The sequence below is a fragment of the Mesobacillus foraminis genome, from assembly GCF_004340465.1.
GTDB classification, from domain to species: domain Bacteria; phylum Bacillota; class Bacilli; order Bacillales; family Cytobacillaceae; genus Mesobacillus_B; species Mesobacillus_B foraminis.
This window is the reverse complement of record NZ_SLVV01000009.1, coordinates 204,144-225,965: the sequence shown is the minus strand read 5'-3', so window position 1 is coordinate 225,965 and position 21,822 is coordinate 204,144. Positions and strand designations below refer to the sequence as shown.

Sequence of the window (21,822 nt, the reverse complement as noted above, 5' to 3'; positions counted from 1 at the left end):
AACAGCCCCACATAAAAATTATTAGTTTTATTCCATACAAGATTCAATTTTAACGTTGAAGGCTGGGAGATACAACAGGAATTTAGTCGATTTTCCAACTGATTTGTTAATTTTCTGTGACACCATGAAAAGATTCATTTTGGCAGGCTGCTTTCAGCTCAATCAACATGGGATTTTACTTCCTGATTGGCAATCATTCCATCTGATATATGTTCCCGCTTTACCTGTTTAGACATGATCCTGTTGATCCTTTTGTCTAAATCTGCTGTTACCCTACCATTCTTTTTCCCGTTTTCCATCGAATTAAGCAATGATATTGCTTTTTCACAGTAATGTGCAGCCGTTCCGTAATCCTTGCTGTGGTGTTCATGATACTTTGCCAGTTCAATGCAGGCTTCAACTCTTTTAATAGGCTCTCCTGCAGTTGCTGAAGACTCCCATAGCGGGACTGCCTTTTTCCAATCTTTCACTCTCTTAAATTCATAGGCAAGAGCATGCTTGGCCGCGATTGATTCCGAATCCTTGGCCTCTGCAATATCCTGAAACAATTCCTTGGCTTTTTCCCTTTCTCCAAGATAGGAAAACCATCTTCCAACCTCAAATGCCTCTTTTGAGGTTCTCGCTCTGTCTTCACCCAGCAGCTGGAAAGAAAGATGGGCATACAAAGTGATGAGTGACAGAATGTCAAGCTCATTATGTTTTATAACACCCAGCAGTCCTTCAGGGTTTTTTCTTTCTAGAAAATCAAAATAGATCATTGGTGCCAGGTAACCGGGAATGTCATCCTTCCGTTCAAATCCAAGAATCTCTTTCTCGACAGCGGAAAGTTTCATTCGATCGATTTTATGCTTCCATAACCTTCTGGCACCGTGAAAAAGATCAAAATGTCCAAATGCCGGCAGCTTAGGAACATGATCACGGACAAGCGTATGGCGCGTCTTTACTTGCGGCCAATCAAAAGCCTTTCCGTTATAGGTGACAAGAGTTGTATAGTCGACACTGGCCAGAAAGCTCTGGTAAAGGGCTACCTCAGCGCCTGGCTGAGGCAGGATATGCTGGGTCAGGACTACCCGGTCAGCAGTCAGCCTGGCATGCCCAAGCAAAAAAATTGTATTGCCGGCACCGCCCCCAAGGCCTGTAGTCTCGGTGTCAAAAAAGAACAAATCCCCCGGTTTGTGCCCGGCAGCTGATAATGGATGGGAGGTGCCGGCCTCATTCCACCTTGCCACAGCTTCGGCAGCATCTGCAAATCGGTATTTGCCATGTTTATGCATTAACGGGTAGGTTACTTCCCGGACCAGACAGTAATTGCCATCAAAAAAATAAGGTTTTACGCTTTCCTGCTCCCATATGTCGCTATAAGGAATCTCTTCCGGAATGACTGGAAGCGGACTCGCTGCACTCTCAGCAGGGAATGGCTTTTGCCCGCCGGTTAAATGTGGTTTTAATCGGTTAAGCTTTTTCTTTAGCGACATTTCGATCCTCCTTCCTTAAGAAGCCGCGTTCTTCAAAAAGTAATTAATAATCTTAATAACATCTGCTTTTGCACTTTCTGAAGCTGTATCAGTCCCGATACAGGAAGGACAGCCAGAAGTGCATTGGCAGTTTTCAACCATCCGTTTTGTTTCGTCAAGGATGTGTTCGATCCCCTGATAGATTTTTTCACTAAGGCCGATGCCACCAGGGTAGCGATCATAAAAGAATATGGTTGGTCTTTCATTATGAGAAGCTTTTACCTGCGGGACCACATGTACGTCCTGAGGGTCGCACATAACAAATAAAGGCACAATATGCTTGAGGGATTGTGCAGCTCCGATAAGCCCCTGTTCCAGCCTTTCATCCCCCATGCCGGAACGACCTTTGTCAAAGGAAATCCAGACAGAACTTGTATGCAATTCCTCCTCGGGAAGATGAATCGGACCGGAACCAATATTTTCATGCGATTCAAACTTAATCTTTTTAAAAATGGTGGCCATTGCTCTGACGCTGACATCGCCGTATCCAATTTCTGCAGACCCAAGGTTTCGATGTTTATCCATTTCTAGCACGTTTAGCTGAACGGCAAGATTAGCATCCGTAAAATAATCAACAGCTACTTCCCTGACAAAGGCCTTCTTTTCTTCCCAATCGAGCTTTTCCACCTGAAACTGGATTCCCTGATGCAAATAGATGGCTTCGTCATGTAAAAGAGTCATGGCAGAAAAGGTATCCATTTCACCAATGACCCGTACATTCGCGATATCAGATTGATCTATGATGACCACATTTTCCTGGGAAGCGGAACGCAGGGAAATGTTATGGGCAGGAAAGGCATCATTCATCCAATACCACTTATCACCGTTCTGGTGCAAAATGCGTTCTTCAGTCAAGTATTCAAGTATTTCTTCCACTTCTGCTGTTCCAAAATGCTCTCCTTTTTTAAACGGGAGCTCATAGGAAGCACATTTTAAATGGTCGATCAGGATGATCAGGTTGTCAGGATTAATCCTCGCTGTTTCAGGGCTTCTGTTAAAAAAGTAATCAGGGTGCTGAATCATGTACTGGTCAAGCGGGCTGGAGCTTGCGACCATCACAACAACAGCTTCACCATGCCTTCTCCCTGCCCGTCCAGCTTGCTGCCAGGCGCTGGCAATCGTTCCAGGATATCCATTCATGATACAGACCTGAAGCTGGCCGATGTCCACTCCAAGCTCAAGGGCATTGGTGCTGACGACTCCGTAAATTTCCCCTGACCTAAGACCTTTTTCAATTTCACGGCGTTCAGTTGGCAAATACCCTCCCCGATAACCTCTGATGGCCTTTGGACCGAGCTTATGCTTAACCAGCTCCTGCAGGTAAGTCAAAAGGATCTCAACTCTCACCCGGCTGCGGGCAAAGACGATGGTCTGGATTTTATTCTTGAGGAACATCCCCGCCAGCATTCGAGTTTCAAGCGTCGCACTCCTCCTGATATTCAGGGGTTTGTTTACAATGGGCGGGTTGTAAAACAGGAAATGCTTCCTGCCTGACGGAGCCCCATTGTTGTCAATCAAGTTCATTTTTGTTTCAGTCAGATTTTCAGCAAGCTCCAGCGGGTTTGCAATGGTTGCCGAAGTACAGATGAATATTGGATCACTTCCATAATAACGGCATATCCTCTTCAGCCTCCTGATTACGTTCGCTACATGGCTTCCAAATACACCTCGATAAATATGAAGCTCATCAATCACCACAAACTTCAGGTTTTCGAAGAGCGATACCCACTTTGTATGGTGCGGCAATATCGCCGAGTGAAGCATATCGGGATTGGTAATGACAATATGGCCCGCTTTCCGCACCTTTTGGCGGATATTTGCAGGCGTATCCCCGTCATATGTATAGCTGTTAATGTTAAGGCCGGATTCCTGAATAAGTTCATTAATTTCGCTTTTCTGATCCTGGGCAAGTGCTTTGGTTGGGAACATATAAAGTGCCCGGGAATTAGGATCATTGATGATTTCCTGTATCACCGGCAGATTATAGCAAAGGGTTTTTCCCGAGGCAGTTGGGGTTACAGCTACCATGCTTTGTCCCCTTGCTGCTGTTTCAAATGCTGATTTTTGATGTGTATAAAGCTCGCCAATCCCCCGCTTGTTAAGAGCGTCAATTAAAGCTGGGTGGATGCCCTCCGGCAGTGCGGAAGTTCTAGCTTCCTTTTCTTCAATTGTATGCCAATGAACAATATTGTCTCTTACAGATTCATCCAGCTTTAGGCTGTCCATAATTTCTTTTAAATTTTTCCGGAACTTCAAAACCCTCACCTCATTCCTTCATTGTATCGAATAAATGTTCGTTCAAAAAGGGAAAAACGGTGATTTTTTTATGCTATTTTTTAACAGCCTGCCGTCTGCCCCTCTTCATTGCCGGCATATTTTGTTAAAATGGTTTTATTGTGATATTTACTTGAGGTGAACCAATGAACAGTAATTAATTAAAGGAATTTTTAGCTAAATACTCATTATTCAAGGATTTGGATGACATGGAGCTTACGAGAGTTGCAGAAATTTCAATACTAAGAAAATGGGAAAAGAACAGTCATGTATTTCTTCAGGGGGACACGCTTGAGAATGTTTATTTTATCCTTGACGGCAAGGTTAAAATCTATAAAAGCGATATCAATGGCCGGGAGCAAATCGTCGCCATCCTCAAAAACGGGGAAATGTTCCCGCACATAGGCTTTTTCCGGAAAGGGGGCTACCCTGCATTTGCGGAAGTCCTTGAGACTTCAGACCTGGTGGTTATTCCGATCGCCCTCTTTGAAAAAGTGCTGATCGAGAATCCACACTTAAGCATAAAAGTTTTTAAAGTACTGGGAGAAAAAATTGTTGATTTGCAGGATCGGCTTGAGGAACAAATTTTGAACAATACCTATGAGCAAATTATTAAACTCCTTATCCGTTTGGCTGATAAGCACGGGGAAACCTTGGAAGATGGGAGGGTCTGTCTTAAACCTGAATTTACGAACAGGGATCTTGCCAATATGATAGGCACTACAAGGGAAACCGTCAGCAGAACGTTGACGAAAATGAAAAAAGACGAATTGCTGGTGATGGATGGCACTCATAACATGTTCTTTGATCCTAGAGCACTTTTGGAAGAGATTCTATAGGAAAAACCCGCTCCCCTGTTTTGTTTATGGGGAGCGGGTTCTCATGTTAGGATTCTGCGGATTCCAGCATGGCTTTCAAGTCCTCCTCAACTGTTGTGATGAGCTTCAAATTAAATGTTTGCTGAAGGACATTCATGACCCCTTCAGAAATAAACTCAGGCGGCTTTGGCCCTATGCGGATATCCTGAATCCCAAGGCTGAAGAGACCCAGCAGGATGGCAACAGCTTTCTGTTCGAACCACGAAAGCACAATGCTTACTGGCAGCTCATTGACAGGACAATTAAAAGCATTGGCCAGTGCACTGGCAATCTTTATGGTAGAAACAGAGTTATTGCATTGGCCGAGGTCGATGTACCTTGGGATTTCTGTTCCTGGCACAACTCCGTAATCTACATCGTTAAAACGGAATTTTCCGCAAGAAGTAGTGAGAATAACAGCCTCCGGCGGCAGGGATGTCGCAAGCTCCCGGTAATACTCCCCCCCCTTGCCCGGGGCATCGCACCCCGCTATGACAAAGAAACGTTTGATTTTACCTGCCTTAACAGCATCAATCACTTCAGGCGCAAGCCCTAATACAGTTTCATGATGAAAACCAGTCAGCAAGGTTTCATCTGAATGAATATTTGCCTCCGGCAGTTCAAGAGCCCTTGTAATTAATGGCTCAAAATCATCATTTTCAATTTTTTGGACATTTTCCAGTCCGGCCACTTCATAGGAAAACATCCTGTCCGCGTAGGATCCCTTGATTGGCATAACGCAGTTTGTAGTGGCAAGGATGGCACCAGGGAACTTTTCAAACAAACGGCGCTGGTCGTACCAGGCTTTTCCCATATTTCCCTTTAAATGGCTAAATTTCTTTAATGCCGGATAACCATGTGCCGGGAGCATTTCAGAATGAGTATAGATGTTGATCCCTTTTCCCTCTGTTTGCTTTAACAGTTCTTCAAGTGCAAATAGATTATGGCCTGTTACAACAATCGCTCTGCCTTCAATTTTATTTTGGCTGACAGTAATCGGCTCCGGTATGCCCAGACGCTTTGTATGGGCTTCATCCAGCATTTCCATGACGCGGACTGCCGACTGTCCTACTTTCATCGCCATATCGATATGTTCCTGCAAATTAAAGTTAGAGTTGGTCAATGTCATATAAAGTGCTTCATGAGTGGTAGCATCCACAAACGGATCGGTGTATCCCAACTGGCTGGCATGCGTCCGATAGGCGGCTATCCCCTTAAGCCCAAAAACGATCGTATCCTGCAAACTTGCAATTGTTTCGTCTTTTCCGCATACTCCGATTACTTTACAGCCCCCAGCTGGAGTCTGTTCACATTGATAACAAAACATATCTAATTACCCCTTTTCTTCAATTGCTTCCTGTAAACAGAATACGATAGATAAAAAAAGCAATGCGTGATAAAAGTCACAGGGGTGCTAAGTGTCACAAATCGTTCAAGATTAAAACGATATTCAAAAAAAAAAAGCAAGCAGAGAGTATCAGTTCTGCTTGCTTCACAGCCAGGAGCTATTTATTTTATTAGACTTTTAATATGCCCCCCAATCCTTTTACCATGGACGAAACCTGGCTGACTGCATTCATCATCTGTCCAGCAGTATCAATCATTTTATTGATATCAAGGTTTCCATCCTGACTCTTAAACGAATTCATGACAGATTGAAATCCAGAAGGCTGTTTTGGCAGGAATGCCTGATGAGGATAAGGATTCATATTTTGATAAGTTACTGCCGGCTGGGAAACCGGACCGTATCCATACGGAGGTTCCCCCTGCTGCAGAGGATTCCCAAAAAGGCTTTGGGAGACATCGGATCCATACCCCTGATTAGCCCCCTGCCAGGCTGAATGCATGGGAACCTGGCCATAATTTACTTCCTGCGGGTAGAAAGATGGATCGCCCATTTGCATGACAGGCCAGTTTGGCGCATATTGCTGTGGAGGCTGCGGCAGCATTCTAGCTTGACCTCCATTCCAGGATACTGGAATGGGGTGAGAGGCATAAGGAAAGTTTCCCGGCATTCGTCGTCTCTGGGTATACATGAACAAACCTCCTCCTCAATTTTTCGCTGGAATATTTTATGACCATAAAGCCCAGTTGGTGAAAAATTGAACGTGATTTCTCATGTCTAATCATGAAGAATCCTGTCTGAAATCTCAATTTTTGAAAAATAAAAGACCAATTACCTGGCATGATAAAATAGAGAAAAGCCTTAAGGAGGAAAATCATGAATGTTCACGAGCTAAAAATCATGTTTTCGCAAGCCAGGGACTATACACCCAGCCATGTTAATGAATTACTGGATTTTGCAAAAAAAGCTTACGTGTACAATGAAATTTCCTTCAAAGATTATCGCTGCCTTGTTCGTGAGTTAGAGCTTCAAGGGGCAGAATTCCCGGAAGACGCAAAACAATTTTCCTGAGAAAAAAAACAAAGTGCCGTTTGGTACTTTGTTTTTTTTTGCTAAAGTGAAGAAGTATCAATGAAGTATCAGGCATAATCCTCTATAATTCTTTCCAGCGCCTTTAAGAAGCTATTTAACACAAACTCAATGGATTGAATATGCCCAATAAACCTTTTTCTGCTGGTCTCTGGGAAAAATGCCTGGATTGAAACCATCTCGATATTTTCTGCTGCTGATAAAATCTGACGAGTGTGAAGATTCCGTTGTGGGTGTTTCATAAGCCAGTCGGAAGCTTCTTTCCTCCAAATTTCGGCTTCTTCCTTTACATTATCAGCAAAAGGCTTTACTTCTTTATAAAAGTCCCCTTTTTCCCCTGAGGCTTTTGCCTGCTCAAAACGCAGCAATGCCTTCTCATTATAAGACAGTAACCTTTTAGTCTTAATCATTAACTCTTTCTCAGTAATCATGCCTGGAACCCCCAAAATAAAAAGCAGCTTCGTCAGGAAGCTACTCTGCTATACCCTCATTTTATTTAATTTAGTATCCCAGTTCAAGTTTAATGGAAGGAACACTGCTGCTGTATTGTTTCCTGGATTCCAGTGGATTATTTTTTTCAAGGTCCCTTAAACTTTCCTCGAGGGCAATTAATTTTTTTCCACAATCTTCAAGCCGGCTTTCTTGAGATCCGTACCAGTCGTTCCAATATTCCTCAATTGAGGAATGCAACTCAGACTCAAGCATATTAAGCTGATCATTCAACTCAGACAGCATTAACAACACTTCTTCCCTTTCAATCCCTGCCGTTTTCATCATAGGATCCTCCTTCGGCTTGTACTGACCTGGAATATGCTTTATGGCCCATTTCGAGGACAAGTTTGTAAGTCCCTTCAACTAATGCTCTCTGTCTTTTCCAGGTGCTAAACATATTCGACCTTTCTCCCCCGAGCTCCTTCTCCCTGACAAAACTAGAAGCAATTCGGCAAAGAAAGCGAAATTCCTTTCATGAATTCAGGATTCGACAAAAGCTGCCGCATGAAAATTACAATTGTGCACAAAATACTAACCGGAGGTGTTACAATGAAAAAACAAGAAAAAAGCAATAAACAACAGCCTAAAAACCTGGAAGAAAGAAAAGCCGGATACGGTGACAAGAAACTAGAAGGTCCAGACCGTCCATCAACTTGATGAGGAAAGACCCGCAAGAGAAAAGCAAGGGAAACCTTGCTTTTTAATTTTTCCCGTTTATTTCATTAGCTGCTTTAAAAGTACAAGCGTTTTAAATTGCTGCTGTTTCCCAACAAACCATTTCGTGAGATCAATCGGATGTTTATGGCATACCTTCTTTTCCATCCAGGATTTCTGTAAGCCTTGTTTTAGATACCAGTCTTCCCGGGCTGTTTCATGATGCCGGACGACAGGATAAATACATCTTAAATAAGGGGTGTCCCGATATGTCTTTTCGCGGAAATACTGTTCATAATCATTTCTTGACCCGGTATGTTCAGTTAAAAGAGCAAATTCGAGAAAGGAAGGATACAGCTTAGGGTTAAATAGGATATCTGCGAGTCTTTTGCCCAGGTCAATCCGTTTATGAACGTTCTTGAAGCCATTTACACTTGCACCAAAGAGCTTCCCGTTAATAGTAGGAAGCAATACCGCGCTAAAGTGAAGCCGGTCCTGAAAAAAAAACATGAATGTATCAAAAACCTGTTTTTGGTACACATGATGCTCGACAACTGTCCTGTGAATGACATTTTGCTCATTGACAATTAACGCGGTCATCAACTGTTTTTGATCCCTGTGTATCCAATATTGTTCCCATTCCCGTAACATGAAAGAAGATACTTTTAAATATGGGAGCAGGTGAAACATTTTTCGCTTTTTTTGCGTCGAATACTCATAGAGGAGAAGCTGAGGGTATGCATCGTGGAAAATCGTCCAATTCGCTCGCTCATATGTTAAAAAAAGCCGGTTCCTAATGGATGGCTTTAGGACTTTTGGGTACCATTCCCCTTCAAGGTCACACATGCTGTATCCCCCGTTACGGGAAACCATGCTTGCAAGAAATGCCCATTTTATATCCGGATGTTGTAAATAAAAGTCTAAATAGGCCGAAGTTCTGGAAACATTATCAACATTTTTTCTTGCTGTTTCCGACTGAATTTTAAACAGGATTTGTACTTCCTCCGCCGTCAAATCCAGAGTCCCGGCATCTGCCCCTGTTTCCATGCTGCTCCCCCCTTTCCTTTTTATCCTAGCTTTAAATGGGGCTTTTTATTCAACCACACAACGTAAAGATTTGGTATGATAGGTAGTAGTTTGCGAGGTGGGTATAATTGAACTTTCATTATCCGAATGGAAAACGATATGTTCCAAAGACAAATACAGCAGCACCAAAAATCCGGAAAGAAAAAAATTTTGCATACAGCAATCGGGGGATGACGCTTGAAGAAGACCTGAATGAGACAAATCTGTATTATCTTGAGCAGAATATTGCCGTTATCCATAAAAAGCCTACTCCTGTCCAGATTGTTAACGTGGACTACCCTAAAAGAAGTGCAGCCGTCATTAAAGAAGCCTATTTCAAACAGGCCTCCACTACGGATTACAATGGCGTATACAAAGGCAAGTATATCGATTTTGAAGCGAAAGAAACAAAGTTCACCAGTTCCTTTCCGCTCAAAAACTTCCACACCCACCAGATCCGCCATATGAGGGATGTATTATCCCATCAAGGGGTCTGTTTTGTGATCCTGCGCTTTACTAGCCTGGAGGAGGTTTTTTTGCTTGAGGCAAGCTATCTGCTGTCTTTTTGGGACAGAATGGAGGAAGGCGGCCGTAAATCTATAACCAAAGAGGAGGTAGAGAAATATGGCCATCAAATACCTCTTGGTTTCCAGCCCAGGATTGACTATATTAAAGTAATAGATTATCTTTATAACCTTAGTTAGTTTTATTTTTTGTTTATTAGAAAGGAAGGAATAGATATGGCAGACAAACCTCAGACAAGGGAGGAGCGCCGTAAACAGCTTGCCGCAAAGAACCCTAAGACCAAGACACAAAACAAGAAATCTGCAGGCAGCAAAGCTGGAGGCACATTTAAAAAGGTCTTTCTTGTACTGATTGCCTTGGGAATTATTGGAATGCTTACTGGGATTGCTACGTTCGCGTTTATGGTTAAAGACACACCCAAGCTGGATGAATCCATGCTTAAAGATCCTATTTCCTCCAAGATTTACGATATAAATGGGGAACTTATAACTGAAGTTGGCTCTGAAAACCGTGATTATGTTGCATATGAAGATATCCCAAAATTAGTTGAAAGTGCAGTATTAGCAACAGAGGATGTCCGTTTTTATAAGCATAACGGCATTGATCCCATCCGTCTGGGCGGAGCGGTTATTGCCAATATTACCGATGGATTCGGAGCTGAAGGCGCAAGTACAATCACACAGCAGGTAGTCAAAAACTACTTCCTTTCTTTTGATAAAACGATAGACCGTAAAGCAAAGGAAGTCTGGCTTGCGTTTCAGTTGGAACAGAAATATACGAAACAAGAAATATTTGAGATGTATGTAAACAAAGTGTTTGTTTCAGAAAATAGCCATGGTTTAGCTACTGCTGCAAAAATTTATTTTAATAAAGATTTAAAGGACGTTGAACTTCATGAAGCGGCGCTGCTTGCCGGCATGCCGCAGAGCCCAAATAACTATAATCCTTTTAAACATCCTGAAAAAGCGGAAAAAAGGCGCAATATCGTTCTTTCCCTGATGAACCAGCATGGCTTCATTACAAAAGAGGAAATGACTGAAGCCCAGGCAATCCCCGTCACTTCAAGTTTGGTGGCAGAGGGTGAACGCCAAAAACATAAAGAAAAGCCATTCGATTCATTTATCGACCGGGTAATTGACGAAGTGGACGAACAAGGTGATTTTGATATCTTTTCCGATGGACTTCAAATTTATACGACCCTGGATCCCGATGCCCAAACTTATGTTGAAAAAGTTTTGAACTCGGACGAAGCAGTCAACTATCCTAACGATGAAATGCAGGCAAGCATCGTCCTGCTGGATACACAGACAGGCGAAATCCGTGCAATTGGCGGAGGACGCAACCAGGAAGGACAGCGTGGATGGAACTATGCCACCGATTTGAAAAGGCAGCCTGGTTCAACCATCAAGCCAATCCTTGACTATGGCCCGGCGATCGAGCATCTGAAATGGGGAACATACCATATGCTCGAAGACAAGCCATACAGCTATTCCAACGGCCAGCCGATATCAAACTGGAACAATTCCTATATGGGCCCAATGACCATGAGGACTGCTCTTGGAATGTCCAGAAACATACCGGCACTGCAGGCTTTGCAGGAAGTAGGTCTTGAAAAAGCCCGGGATTTTGCAGTTGGACTTGGAGTTGAGTCCCTGCCCGACCCGATAACGGAGTCGGCAGCAATTGGCTCATATGATGTGTCTCCCATGGAGATGGCTGGAGCGTATGCAGCATTTGGAAATAACGGTTTCTATACTGAACCACATGCAGTGAAGAAAATTGTTCTGCGTGACAAGACAGAAATTGATATGTCGCCTGAATCTGAAGTAGCGATGAAAGATTATACAGCCTTCATGATTACAGATATGCTGAAGAGTGTCGTTAAGGCATCCTATGGAACAGGCCGAATGGCCGACATACCTAGCCTGCCAGTTGCAGGGAAAACAGGTACAACCAACTATACAGATCAGGAAATCAGCGATTGGGGAATTCCGGATGGCGGAGTCCCTGACTCTTGGTTCGTAGGATACACGAGCAGGTACACTGCAGCAGTCTGGACAGGGTATGAAACTAGAAAGAATGCCCTCCTTGCCGACGGGTATCAGCAAAAAATTTCGCAGCTTCTCTTTAAAAATGTGATTGAAAAAGTTTCAGAGAATGTAGACACTCCTGACTACACAATGCCCAAAAGTGTTGAACAAGTCTCAATTGAAAAAGGATCAATACCGGCGAAGCTTGCAAGCAAATACACTCCAAGCGATCAAATTGTCACCGAATATGCTATAAAAGGAAATATTCCTACCGAGGTCTCCAAAAAATTCGACAAGCTGGATTCTCCTTCAGGCCTGGGAGCCAAGTATGACGAAGAAGCCAACCAGATTGTCTTGACATGGCAATATGGCAATAAAGACGGTGTTAATTTCAATGTCAGTGCATCTCTGGATGGCGGTGCGGAACAAAACTTAACCTCGTCATCAGAAACTAGCTTGACCGTTTCAAACCCTGCACCGGGAGGAAATTACTCGTTTAAAGTGACAGCTGTTCGGGGTAATCAAAGCAGTAATGCAGCAACTGTTTCGATCAGCATACCTGATCCTGAAGAAGAGCCGGAGGATGAACCAGGCGAAACCGGTGATGAGAGTGAAGATGGAAACAACCCCGAAGATGAGAATGGAAACAGCGGCAACGGCAATGAAAACGGGAATGGAAATGGGAATGCTAACGGTAACGGGAATGGAAACAACAATGGTAATGGAAATGGAAATGGAAACGGCAATAACAATGACGCTGAGACCGGAAACACAAATGGTGATGAAGAAGGTTCTGATGGATCGGAAGGTACGCCGGGAGAAACAAATACCGGGGAAGGAACAGATACTGGTCAAGACAGCCAGCCTGCCGCAGGTGAAGAAAGTACTGATGGCAGCGAAGGCGGAAATGAAGAACCAAACAACAGCGACACAGGAAATGAAAACTAGCCCATCCCTATTCCATAAAAAAACGCCCGGGAATTTTATTCCCGGACGTTTTTTTTTATCTTTTTAAGCAGTAGCGTTTTTGCAAAAAGTTTTTCCTGTTCAATCATCAATTCAGCGAGCTGTTTATAGGAATGGTAGTGATTAGGCTGTGACATGATAAAACTAACCCTGTCCTCGATATTCGTTGGCTTTGCTTTTAGTGTATCCATATTATCCAAAGGGAAATGAACCGGGATGCCATTGGTCCAATATAGCATCTCAATAAACAAGCAAATGGCGACTTTCATTGATTCCCCGGCATTCGCCCTATCCCGATTAGCAAATTTCCGGGCCAGATCATCCTTAAGGGAGTGCCACTGCTCCAGCAGTCGCGGAATAGCCATCTCGGAGGTCTCCCATGGTCTGGGCGCCTCGATGCCTTCCTGAAAAGCTGCATCGTAAATAAAAGGAATATCCAGGTGAAATTCCTGGAAGTATTTTTCTTCCCACTTATTTGCATCCCCAGAAAACAAAAGTTCCTCTGTCGGAAGCCAACCCTTGAATTTTTCCACTATATGCCCCTGCCCTTCATCCGCTTCTGGCCTTCACGGCATAGTTCCAGCAGCGGACAAATTTCACATTGAGGGTTCTGTGCTTTGCAATGATACCGTCCAAAAAAGATCATTCGGTGATGGGTGACCGACCATTCTTCTTCGGGTACTTTTTTCATTAAAGCCTTTTCAACCTCAAGGACCGAGTCCTTCCAACGGCAAAAGCCAAGCCGTTTAGATACGCGTTCAACATGTGTATCTACTGCAATTGCAGGCACCCCGTAAGCAACTGACACAACAACATTGGCTGTTTTTCGTCCCACACCAGGCAGCTTTGTTAATTCGTCCCTGTCTTCGGGAACAATGCCGCCGTAATCATCAAGAAGCATTCTGCAAAGCTTTTGGATATTCTTTGCTTTATTGCGAAAAAGGCCTATGGATCTAATGTCTTGCTGAAGCTCTTCAAGAGGTACACCGAGATAATCCTCAGGTGTTTTATATTTTTCAAACAAATTCTTGGTTACCTTATTGACCAATGCATCTGTACACTGTGCAGACAGGGCAACCGCAATGACCAGTTCAAATGGATTGGAATGGTTAAGCTCACAGTGAGCCTCAGGAAACATCCTTCCCATTTCATCAAGACAATAACGTATTTGAGTTTTATTCAGCATAGATACCACCCGTTGATTTTGTAAAATGATAAAAAACGAGAGAATCTTTCCCTCGTCTGTTTAATAATCTTCCTATTGTTCAAGCCAATTGTAAAACGGCACAGGCCTTGACTTAACCTTGGGCTCATCTGCCTGCCTGGCCTGCCCTTGATGCTGCCTGAATTTCCTGCCATAGCTTTTTGCCTGTTCAATTGTTTTAATTCCGTTTTTCTTCCATTCAAACAAAATCCGGTCGATGTACCTGAAATTTAACTTCCCGGAAATGACAGCTTCTCTCAGTGCAGCTTTTATGATGACAGGATCATGCTGATCATCGTCCATCCACATTGCCAATGTTTCACATTCAAAAGGAGACAATGGCCTTCCAAATTCTTTTTCAAAGCAGGTATACAAATCAGTTTCTTCTACCTGTCGGGCTTCAACTTTTTCCCTTTTACGGTTTAGAAGGAAACGATCAATCAATTTCTCCCAAAGCGGCTCCAGAGAGTACTTTTCAAATCTTATGCCTTCCGGCGAATCACCGTCAATGATCTCAATAAAACCTTTTTGAATAAGGGCACGTAGCATTTCAGTACAGTCAAACGCTGTTACAGCCATCCGTCCGGAGAGCTCGACTGGAGTTGGAAAATCATTGCCTTTTTCTGAAAAGTGAATGACCTGAAGAAGAAGAACGAGCTCCTGCTCAGTCAGGTGCATATTTTTGTATTCTGTTAATAAAGCAGCGGGGATGGTAATATTCCCTGCCCGCAGCCAATCTAAAAAGTCAGCTTTTTGCATACCGGACACCTCATTTCTAAGTATAACACGGAACCCAGCCGCAAGTAACAGAATGCAAAAAGATTAAAGATGGGAATTAGTTTTAAAAAACTGAAAAGAATAAACGCCCAGCCGGCAATCCGGATCGGGCGTTTGACAACTACATTAAGGATATAGGCGGTTTAACAGGCGCGGGAATGGGATTGTCTCCCTAACGTGCTCCACTCCGCTGATCCAGGCAACTGTGCGTTCAAGCCCAAGACCAAAACCTGAATGCGGCACGGAACCATACTGGCGTAAATCAAGGTACCATTGGTACGTTTCTAATGGAAGCTCATGCTCATCAAGTCGCTTCTTCAACAGATCGAAATCATGGATTCTCTCTGATCCCCCAATAATTTCACCATAGCCTTCAGGTGCAATCAAATCCGCACAAAGCACAACCTCCGGGCGGTCTGGTGCCGGCTGCATATAAAATGCTTTAAGAGAGGTCGGATAATGCGTGATGAACACTGGCTTATCATAGCTCTCGGCAATTGCCGTTTCATGTGGGGCTCCAAAATCATCTCCCCATTGAACATCTGTAAAACCTTTTTCATGAAGAAGCTTCAGCGCATCATCATAAGTAATCCGAGGGAATGGTGCCTGGATATTTTCCAATTTGGAAGTATCCCTTCCAAGAGTTTTGAGCTCGACCTGGCAGTTCTTAAGAACGGATTGAACAATATAGGAAACATATTGCTCCTGTACTTTAAGATTATCCTCATGTTCATAAAAAGCCATCTCCGGCTCAATCATCCAGAATTCAATTAAGTGACGGCGTGTTTTAGATTTTTCTGCCCTGAAAGTAGGACCAAAGGAGAAGACCTTGCCTAATGCCATGGCAGCCGCTTCCAGATGAAGCTGTCCGCTCTGTGAAAGGTAGGCATCCTCATCGAAATATTTAGTATGGAACAGTTCACTTCCCCCTTCAGGTGAACTTCCCGTCAGGATAGGGGGATCGACTTTAGTAAATCCTTCTTGGTTAAAAAACTCATAGGTCGCTCTGATAATTTCATTCCGTACTTTCATAACCGCATGCTGACGACGTGAACGCAGCCATAGATGGCGATGATCCATCAAGAACTCTGTTCCATGCTCTTTAGGAGTAATTGGATAGTCTACAGCTTGATGAATGACTTCGATGCCTGTCACCTGCATTTCAAAGCCAAGGGGGGAACGCTCATCCTTCTGCACTTTGCCAGTCACATACAGGGAGGACTCCTGTGTAATGGACTTTGCAAGCTGGAAAACTTCCTCCTCCACCTCACTCTTGACAACTACTCCCTGAATGAATCCTGTCCCATCCCGAAGCTGAAGAAAAGCAATCTTTCCGCTGGACCGCTTATTAGCAAGCCATGCACCAATTTTAACTTCCTGGTCAACATATTTATAAACTTCGGATATTGTTGTTTTATTCACTGTTTGTTCCCTCCAAAACTATTGCCTAACTGGGTGATATGTACGTTACTATTATAACGTTCGTAAAAAAAGGGGGCAACCGTAAAAGGCGGATGACCGAACCATCGGCCATCCGCCCACTTTTCCTTACCCTCGTTTTGATTCAATATAGTTCTTAATGCGATCTACAGCAGCCTCCAGCAGATCTAAAGAGGTAGCATAAGATAAACGGATATAATCAGGAGCTCCAAAGCCTGAACCCGGGACAACGGCAACGTTGGCCTCAGTCAAAAGCTTGTCGACAAGTTCATCCACATCCTTGCAGCCTGAAATGGCAGCAGCCTCGCTGACATTAGGGAAAAGGTAGAAAGCCCCTTGCGGCTTTATGCAAGAAACACCAGGAATCTCCACAAGCTTCCGGTGCACAATGTCGAGTCTTTCTTCAAAAGCCTGACGCATTGCCTCAACCGGTTCCTGACTTTCGGCATACGCTGCAATCGTAGCATACTGGGCATTTGAAGTTGGATTTGAGGTACTGTGGCTGGCCAGGTCTGTCATTGCACTGATGATTTCGCTGTTTCCTGCTGCATAGCCAATTCTCCAGCCGGTCATTGAATGGGATTTGGACACACCGTTAATAATGATGGTTTGTTCCTTTAATTCGGGCGAAAGCTCAGCGATTGAGACATGGGTATGTCCGCCATAAACAAGCTTTTCGTAAATTTCATCCGATACGATTAAAATACCAAGCTCCAGGCATACTTTACCAAGTGCTTCCAGTTCTTCTTTAGAATAAATCATTCCTGTAGGATTGCTTGGTGAATTGATGATTACGGCTTTAGTCCTGTTGGTGGCAGCTTCTCTTAGCTGTTCAGGTGTAATTTTGAAATCATTTGCCTCGGCTCCGTTAATATAAACTGGAGTTCCGCCGGCAAGTTTAACCTGCTCCGGATAACTTACCCAGTATGGGATTGGAATGATCACTTCATCCCCTTCATCCAAAATGACCTGAAAGAGAGTATACAGGGCATGCTTCGCGCCATTGGTGACAATGATTTCTTTTGCGTCATAGTCAAGGCCCTGGTCTCTTTTTAGCTTGGCAGCAACCTCTTTCTTTAATGCAGGAAGACCTCCGGATGGAGTGTATTTTGTCAGGCCGGCCTCCATTGATTTAACTGCAGCATCAATGATATGCTGCGGGGTGTTAAAGTCCGGCTCGCCCGCTCCCAGTCCAATGACATCGATTCCCTGTGCTTTCATTTCCTTCGCTTTTGCAGTAATTGCAAGTGTAGTTGAGGGGGTAAGCGTCCCTACCCTTTTCGCAAGTTTGATCTCCATCCCAAATTACCTCCATAGTCTATATCTAAAAATTATCAATTGCCCTTAATTTTTCACCGGTTTCAAAATCAACATAATAATAATTTAAATTGTCATTCCCGGTCTTATATAGAATTTCCCAGGCAGGACGGTCCGTTTTTTGGATCCGTGCCATCCCCAGCTTCACTGATATGACCTGCTCGGGTTCTCTGTCTGCATATACAGTTTTGACAGCCTGGTCTTCTTTTACACCATCGCTGACCAGCTTTGTCATAATTTTCTTATCCTTTTCTGAAACCCACACATAAACAGCTTGTTCCTTTTCATTTCTTGCTTTCAACACATAATACGATTCTTCGCCATGATAAAGTTGAAAATCGGAGAATTGAGTCAGCTCGGTTTCCTGTTGAAGGAGTTTGACCGCTTTTTCTTCAGCCGATTTTATTGGCTCTGTGGAATTCAGGTAAATGCCCACCATGCCTCCGATACCCGCAAGAACAACTGCTATCGCAGCAACAATCCATTTTTTCATTCAATCACTTCTTTACGTCCGGTATATTGTAAAAATTGCCTTTTCCTTATCTACCTGATCAAGGGCCAGACCAAACATCAAATCCTTATGCTTAAGGGTCCTGTTAAGCGCATCAACAATTTTGTATAGATCAGGACTTTGCTCAAGCGTTACGGTTGATAAAATTTCAATCTTGGATTCCATGCAGTATACCTCCTTGCGCAAAACAAAATTTGTTACTTATAACAAGGCACCTTCAAGCGAACAATAATATTACTACTAAAACATCCATAACACCCATTATAACAGGTGTTTTAAATTGTAGATATTACTGTTTACTGAAAAATCAACTAAATTTTCTTCTGGTTCACACACACCTATTTGCTGCGCAGAGATGCGCAGCTTTTTTTGTCCGCTGTTCCATTAAAGCCACCTTTGGATAAAAGGAATTATTTTATCAATAGACGCTTTCCTTACTGGAACAGGAGGTATCGATTGCAAAAAAGCACGGCCATAGGAGGTAGTCAGTACCCTTCTGTCAAAAACAAACACAATCCCCTTGTCGGTGGACGTTCTAACCAGCCTTCCGAAACCTTGCTTAAATCTCAATACGGCCTCTGGCAGGGAATACTCGGAAAACGGATTCCCCCCCCGCTGCCGGATATGCTCGCACTTAGCCTCCGTCAGGGGTTCACCAGGCGGGGAAAAAGGAAGACGCACTATAATAAGACAGGATAAATCTTCCCCTGGTATATCGACCCCTTCCCAAAAACTGCTTGTCCCAAAGAGAATCGCTTTGTCGAATCTTTGGAAATTTCGCGTGAGCCGGCTCCTGCTGCCTGCTGTGATTCCCTGGGCAATTAGCGCAAAATCTTCAAGCAAACCGCTTTCTTTAATCAGCTCATAGGTTTTTCTGAGCATGTCATGGGAAGTAAAAAGGATCAGCATCCTCCCTTCGGTTGCTTCTGCAATTGAAATAATATGCTCGGTTATGGCCGCGATATATTCATCTTCACTCACCGTTTTTATTTCTGGCAAATCATCAGGAACAATAAGCTCGACCTGTTCCTGATAGCGAAAAGGCGACGGAATCTTTACTTCAATAAGGGGCATGTCACCAATCCCCAGTTCCTGTTTAATATACTTGAAAGAATCTTCAACCGTTAAGGTGGCAGATGTTAGCACCACACTGCTCTTGGCTTCAAAAAAACGCTCCTTCAGATGGTCCGAGATATCGACTGGCCGGCCAGAAATTGTGGTGAAGTTTTGGACCGCCCGAAGATCTGTCTCAATCCATCGGAGGTTCTTCCCATTTCTGTCAAGGATCAAATCTCTCGCCGTACGTCTTGCTGACTCTAATTCCTCTTTCAAGATGAAAAGCTCCTCCAGGAAAAGCTTCTCTTCCTGATTCAGCTGGTTTCTATACCTCTCCACCAACGAGAACCGCTGTTCAATCGCAATGACGACATCCCTTAACATGAATGAAAAGCGTTCTGCACTTGCATATAAAGCTTGCCACTCCCTGCCTTCTACACGATCCGGAAGCCTGATTTGAATTCTGTTTTTTAATGAGGGATTTATTTTTTTCCTTTTTACAAAAAGGCTTGCAGCTTTAAATAATTGATCTGTTTCATATTGAAGTCCGCTGATGATTTCGTTCAGCTTATATGTATGTTCATTAAAACTGGCTCCTGCTCCAAGCCTGACAAGCAGCTTTTCAAGCTTATGAAAAAGGTGTCCCTGCTCATACTGCCCAAGCTGGTTCAGCAGCAGCCGGACAGATAAGTAATCCAGGCTTTTTCCGAAATATCTCCCGGCAACCTTTTCAAACTGGTGTGCCTCATCCAAAACAGCATACTCATATTCCGGCAGGTACGATCCTTCTGAATTCAAGTCCGACAGCAGCATAGAGTGATTCGTTATAACCAGGTCGGCATTTTCTGCTTCCTTTCGCGCCCGCAAATAAAAATCCCAGGCATCCCAGTGCTTGGCTTGTATAAAAGTTGATTCCCCGTTCTTAATCTTATTCCAGTAAATCATTCCGCCGCTAGAAAGGTTCAGTTCATCAATATCTCCTGTTTCCGTCTCAGTCAGCCAGACAATAATCTGCATTTTTGAAAGAGTCGTATCGTAATTATCATCCTCTTCTTTCAATGACTGTTCAAATCTTGCCAAGTTAATATAATGGTTTCTGCCCTTTAACAAGACCGCCTTAATCGGAAAGTCAAACATGGCTCTTAATTTCGGGAGATCATTTACTAAAAGCTGGTGCTGCAGCTGGGTGGTAAAGGTTGAGACAACAATTGTTTTTCTGTAAATCTTAGAAAAAAAGACGGCTGGCACAAGGTAGGCCAGGGTTTTGCCTATACCGGTTCCTGCTTCAATCATGGCATGCCTTCCATCTTCAAAAGCACCGAAGATCTGGTCCATCATTTCAAGCTGGCCATTCCTTACTTCAAATGCCGCAAGGGCTTTGGCCAGAAGGTTTTGTTTTTCTTCCCTGCCGTAAGGATAAGCCGGGGATTTGTGATCCGTTTTAACGAGCTGGAAGGGACGTTTTAAGGCAATCCCCCTCATAATTTCAAGGTCCTGAGGCAGCTCTTCCAATTCCCTCTCTTTCCTTTGCAATGCCTCATCAAACAGCATATAAAGATCACTTTTCAGGCCTGCTGAAAGCTTGCACAGGCTTTTAACCGTTGTATGCGGAAATTCATTCAGCCGGCTTAGCATAATAAGCAAAAGTTCCGCTGTTACATAGGCATCGCTGTCTGCCTGGTGCGGCCGGTCATGGCTAATGCCTTCCCTGACTGCCAAATCTGAAAGCTTATATCCATCTGCTGTTGGAAACAGTATCCTGGATAGCTCCACTGTATCTATGATATGGCCGTAAAAACCTTCAAAGCCCGCGTTTTGCAGCTCTTCCTGGAGAAAACCGAGATCAAAGAATACATTGTGGGCGACAAAAAATGCACCATCCAGCATTTCGATCATATCTTTTGCAATATCTGAAAATGCCGGGGCATCATTAACCATTTCATCACTGATCCCTGTTAACTCCTCGATGAAAGCTGGAATTGGCTGCCCAGGATTTACAAGTGAAGTATACTGCCCCGTGATTCTTCCGTCTTCAATGATAACCGCCCCGACTTGAATAATTCGGTCCCCTTTTTTTGGAGAGTTTCCTGTAGTTTCTAAATCAACCACCACAAATTTATTGCCCATTATGCACACCTCTATATTCAGTCATTCAACGGTATCATAAAAACAGAAAAGAAAAAAGTATTGCAAGTAAGATTTCACGAATTTCCCGAAGAAGGTCGGGCGCTGCTCGACCTGAACCAATTAGAGAAAATTATACAATATCTTCAGGAAAAAAGCTTCCGCAATGCGGAAGCTTAAAGAACCGTCCGTTCCGGTTCCGCTTTTAGAATTTCAACAATCCTGTTATTCTCGTCCATGATCGCAACCTTTGGGTGATGGTATGGAACTCTTTCCTCGGGAACAAGGGCATAGGAAATGATAATTACAACATCTCCCTCCTGCACCAGACGTGCAGCTGCACCGTTCAGGCAGACTACGCCGCTTCCTCTTTCCCCCGGAATGATATAGGTTTCGAAACGCGCTCCATTATTATTATTTACAATTTGAACTTTTTCATTTGCAGCAAGCCCTACAGCATCCAGAATTTCGGTATCGATTGTGATGCTTCCAACATAGTTTAAATTAGCCTCGGTCACGCGAGCCCGATGGATTTTGGCATTCATCATGGTTCGGAACATAAATAGAATTCCCCCTCATTTT

At 43.6% G+C, this 21,822-nt stretch carries 20 protein-coding genes; 4 read left to right on the top strand and 16 right to left on the bottom strand.

Annotation, left to right across the window (positions count from 1 at the left end; genetic code table 11):
- Positions 1-158: 158 nt before the first annotated feature.
- Together EV146_RS17915 and EV146_RS17910 are read right to left on the bottom strand one after the other, a co-directional pair.
- Positions 159-1,475 (bottom strand): ribonuclease H-like domain-containing protein, encoded by a 1,317-nt coding sequence (locus tag EV146_RS17915; RefSeq protein ID WP_132009034.1) that lies wholly within the window; start codon positions 1,473-1,475, stop codon positions 159-161.
- 15 nt (positions 1,476-1,490) lie between these two features.
- A complete protein-coding gene (locus EV146_RS17910; RefSeq protein ID WP_132009031.1) occupies positions 1,491-3,770 on the bottom strand; it encodes a DEAD/DEAH box helicase in 2,280 nt (759 codons plus the stop codon).
- 227 nt (positions 3,771-3,997) lie between these two features.
- On the opposite strand from EV146_RS17910, the gene EV146_RS17905 reads away from it, so the two are divergent.
- Complete coding sequence (locus tag EV146_RS17905; protein ID WP_132009028.1) at positions 3,998-4,627, top strand: Crp/Fnr family transcriptional regulator; 630 nt, start codon at positions 3,998-4,000, stop codon at positions 4,625-4,627.
- 46 nt (positions 4,628-4,673) lie between these two features.
- Here EV146_RS17905 and hcp read toward each other — a convergent pair whose 3' ends face one another.
- Both hcp and EV146_RS17895 read right to left on the bottom strand, forming a co-directional pair.
- Positions 4,674-5,972 carry a hydroxylamine reductase gene (hcp, locus tag EV146_RS17900; RefSeq protein WP_132009025.1) on the bottom strand — a complete coding sequence of 433 codons (1,299 nt, stop codon included), beginning with the start codon at positions 5,970-5,972 and terminating at the stop codon, positions 4,674-4,676.
- A gap of 190 nt (positions 5,973-6,162) precedes the next feature.
- Complete coding sequence (locus EV146_RS17895; RefSeq protein ID WP_241993947.1) at positions 6,163-6,681, bottom strand: YppG family protein; 519 nt, start codon at positions 6,679-6,681, stop codon at positions 6,163-6,165.
- 185 nt (positions 6,682-6,866) lie between these two features.
- On the opposite strand from EV146_RS17895, the gene yppF reads away from it, so the two are divergent.
- On the top strand, positions 6,867-7,061 hold the full coding sequence (gene yppF, locus EV146_RS17890; protein ID WP_132009022.1) for a YppF family protein: 195 nt from the start codon (positions 6,867-6,869) through the stop codon (positions 7,059-7,061).
- A gap of 68 nt (positions 7,062-7,129) precedes the next feature.
- On the opposite strand, the gene EV146_RS17885 is transcribed toward yppF, so the two are convergent.
- The 3 genes from EV146_RS17885 to EV146_RS17875 form a co-directional block, all read right to left on the bottom strand.
- Entirely contained in the window at positions 7,130-7,510 is a 381-nt protein-coding gene (locus tag EV146_RS17885; protein ID WP_132009019.1) for a YppE family protein, read from the bottom strand.
- Positions 7,511-7,580: 70 nt separating this feature from the next.
- The gene (locus tag EV146_RS17880; RefSeq protein WP_132009016.1) at positions 7,581-7,856 is read right to left on the bottom strand and encodes a hypothetical protein; all 276 of its coding nucleotides are present in this window, start codon (positions 7,854-7,856) and stop codon (positions 7,581-7,583) included.
- A 429-nt stretch (positions 7,857-8,285) separates the two neighbouring features.
- Positions 8,286-9,272 (bottom strand): DUF2515 domain-containing protein, encoded by a 987-nt coding sequence (locus tag EV146_RS17875; RefSeq protein WP_132009013.1) that lies wholly within the window; start codon positions 9,270-9,272, stop codon positions 8,286-8,288.
- Between the two features lie 107 nt (positions 9,273-9,379).
- Here EV146_RS17875 and recU point away from each other — a divergent pair, with 107 nt between their 5' ends.
- Both recU and EV146_RS17865 read left to right on the top strand, forming a co-directional pair.
- Positions 9,380-9,994: a Holliday junction resolvase RecU gene (recU, locus tag EV146_RS17870; RefSeq protein WP_121612043.1), complete on the top strand. Its 615-nt coding sequence runs from the start codon at positions 9,380-9,382 to the stop codon at positions 9,992-9,994.
- 36 nt (positions 9,995-10,030) lie between these two features.
- Positions 10,031-12,793, top strand: a complete 2,763-nt coding sequence (locus EV146_RS17865) for a transglycosylase domain-containing protein (RefSeq protein WP_132009010.1) — start codon at positions 10,031-10,033, stop codon at positions 12,791-12,793.
- Positions 12,794-12,828: 35 nt separating this feature from the next.
- Here EV146_RS17865 and EV146_RS17860 read toward each other — a convergent pair whose 3' ends face one another.
- The 9 genes from EV146_RS17860 to panD form a co-directional block, all read right to left on the bottom strand.
- Positions 12,829-13,344, bottom strand: coding sequence for a YpoC family protein (locus EV146_RS17860; RefSeq protein ID WP_132009007.1), 516 nt, complete (start codon positions 13,342-13,344; stop codon positions 12,829-12,831).
- Positions 13,344-13,997, bottom strand: coding sequence for an endonuclease III (gene nth, locus EV146_RS17855; RefSeq protein ID WP_132009004.1), 654 nt, complete (start codon positions 13,995-13,997; stop codon positions 13,344-13,346). The genes EV146_RS17860 and nth overlap by 1 nt, the downstream gene beginning before the upstream one ends.
- 72 nt (positions 13,998-14,069) lie before the next feature.
- Positions 14,070-14,774, bottom strand: a complete 705-nt coding sequence (locus EV146_RS17850) for a DnaD domain-containing protein (protein WP_121612039.1) — start codon at positions 14,772-14,774, stop codon at positions 14,070-14,072.
- A gap of 144 nt (positions 14,775-14,918) precedes the next feature.
- Positions 14,919-16,214 (bottom strand): asparagine--tRNA ligase, encoded by a 1,296-nt coding sequence (asnS, locus tag EV146_RS17845; protein WP_132009001.1) that lies wholly within the window; start codon positions 16,212-16,214, stop codon positions 14,919-14,921.
- Positions 16,215-16,340: 126 nt separating this feature from the next.
- Positions 16,341-17,525, bottom strand: a complete 1,185-nt coding sequence (locus EV146_RS17840) for a pyridoxal phosphate-dependent aminotransferase (RefSeq protein ID WP_132009202.1) — start codon at positions 17,523-17,525, stop codon at positions 16,341-16,343.
- A 31-nt stretch (positions 17,526-17,556) separates the two neighbouring features.
- Complete coding sequence (locus EV146_RS17835) at positions 17,557-18,042, bottom strand: cell wall elongation regulator TseB-like domain-containing protein (RefSeq protein WP_132008998.1); 486 nt, start codon at positions 18,040-18,042, stop codon at positions 17,557-17,559.
- Between the two features lie 12 nt (positions 18,043-18,054).
- Positions 18,055-18,225 (bottom strand): YpmA family protein, encoded by a 171-nt coding sequence (locus tag EV146_RS17830; RefSeq protein ID WP_132008995.1) that lies wholly within the window; start codon positions 18,223-18,225, stop codon positions 18,055-18,057.
- A 219-nt stretch (positions 18,226-18,444) separates the two neighbouring features.
- The gene (gene dinG / locus EV146_RS17825) at positions 18,445-21,243 is read right to left on the bottom strand and encodes an ATP-dependent DNA helicase DinG (protein ID WP_132008992.1); all 2,799 of its coding nucleotides are present in this window, start codon (positions 21,241-21,243) and stop codon (positions 18,445-18,447) included.
- A 173-nt stretch (positions 21,244-21,416) separates the two neighbouring features.
- The gene (gene panD / locus EV146_RS17820; protein WP_132008989.1) at positions 21,417-21,800 is read right to left on the bottom strand and encodes an aspartate 1-decarboxylase; all 384 of its coding nucleotides are present in this window, start codon (positions 21,798-21,800) and stop codon (positions 21,417-21,419) included.
- Positions 21,801-21,822 lie beyond the last annotated feature (22 nt).

What these genes read in the sequence shown, in the direction of transcription:
- hcp (WP_132009025.1), bottom strand. Translation starts at nt 5,972, where the DNA reads ATGTTTTGTTATCAATGTGAACAGACTCCAGCTGGGGGCTGTAAAGTA.
- EV146_RS17895 (WP_241993947.1), bottom strand. Translation starts at nt 6,681, where the DNA reads ATGTATACCCAGAGACGACGAATGCCGGGAAACTTTCCTTATGCCTCT.
- dinG (WP_132008992.1), bottom strand. Translation starts at nt 21,243, where the DNA reads ATGGGCAATAAATTTGTGGTGGTTGATTTAGAAACTACAGGAAACTCT.
- EV146_RS17915 (WP_132009034.1), bottom strand. Translation starts at nt 1,475, where the DNA reads ATGTCGCTAAAGAAAAAGCTTAACCGATTAAAACCACATTTAACCGGC.
- EV146_RS17865 (WP_132009010.1), top strand. Translation starts at nt 10,031, where the DNA reads ATGGCAGACAAACCTCAGACAAGGGAGGAGCGCCGTAAACAGCTTGCC.
- EV146_RS17850 (WP_121612039.1), bottom strand. Translation starts at nt 14,774, where the DNA reads ATGCAAAAAGCTGACTTTTTAGATTGGCTGCGGGCAGGGAATATTACC.
- EV146_RS17835 (WP_132008998.1), bottom strand. Translation starts at nt 18,042, where the DNA reads ATGAAAAAATGGATTGTTGCTGCGATAGCAGTTGTTCTTGCGGGTATC.
- EV146_RS17830 (WP_132008995.1), bottom strand. Translation starts at nt 18,225, where the DNA reads ATGGAATCCAAGATTGAAATTTTATCAACCGTAACGCTTGAGCAAAGT.
- EV146_RS17880 (WP_132009016.1), bottom strand. Translation starts at nt 7,856, where the DNA reads ATGATGAAAACGGCAGGGATTGAAAGGGAAGAAGTGTTGTTAATGCTG.
- nth (WP_132009004.1), bottom strand. Translation starts at nt 13,997, where the DNA reads ATGCTGAATAAAACTCAAATACGTTATTGTCTTGATGAAATGGGAAGG.
- EV146_RS17875 (WP_132009013.1), bottom strand. Translation starts at nt 9,272, where the DNA reads ATGGAAACAGGGGCAGATGCCGGGACTCTGGATTTGACGGCGGAGGAA.
- EV146_RS17905 (WP_132009028.1), top strand. Translation starts at nt 3,998, where the DNA reads ATGGAGCTTACGAGAGTTGCAGAAATTTCAATACTAAGAAAATGGGAA.
- EV146_RS17885 (WP_132009019.1), bottom strand. Translation starts at nt 7,510, where the DNA reads ATGATTACTGAGAAAGAGTTAATGATTAAGACTAAAAGGTTACTGTCT.
- yppF (WP_132009022.1), top strand. Translation starts at nt 6,867, where the DNA reads ATGAATGTTCACGAGCTAAAAATCATGTTTTCGCAAGCCAGGGACTAT.
- panD (WP_132008989.1), bottom strand. Translation starts at nt 21,800, where the DNA reads ATGTTCCGAACCATGATGAATGCCAAAATCCATCGGGCTCGCGTGACC.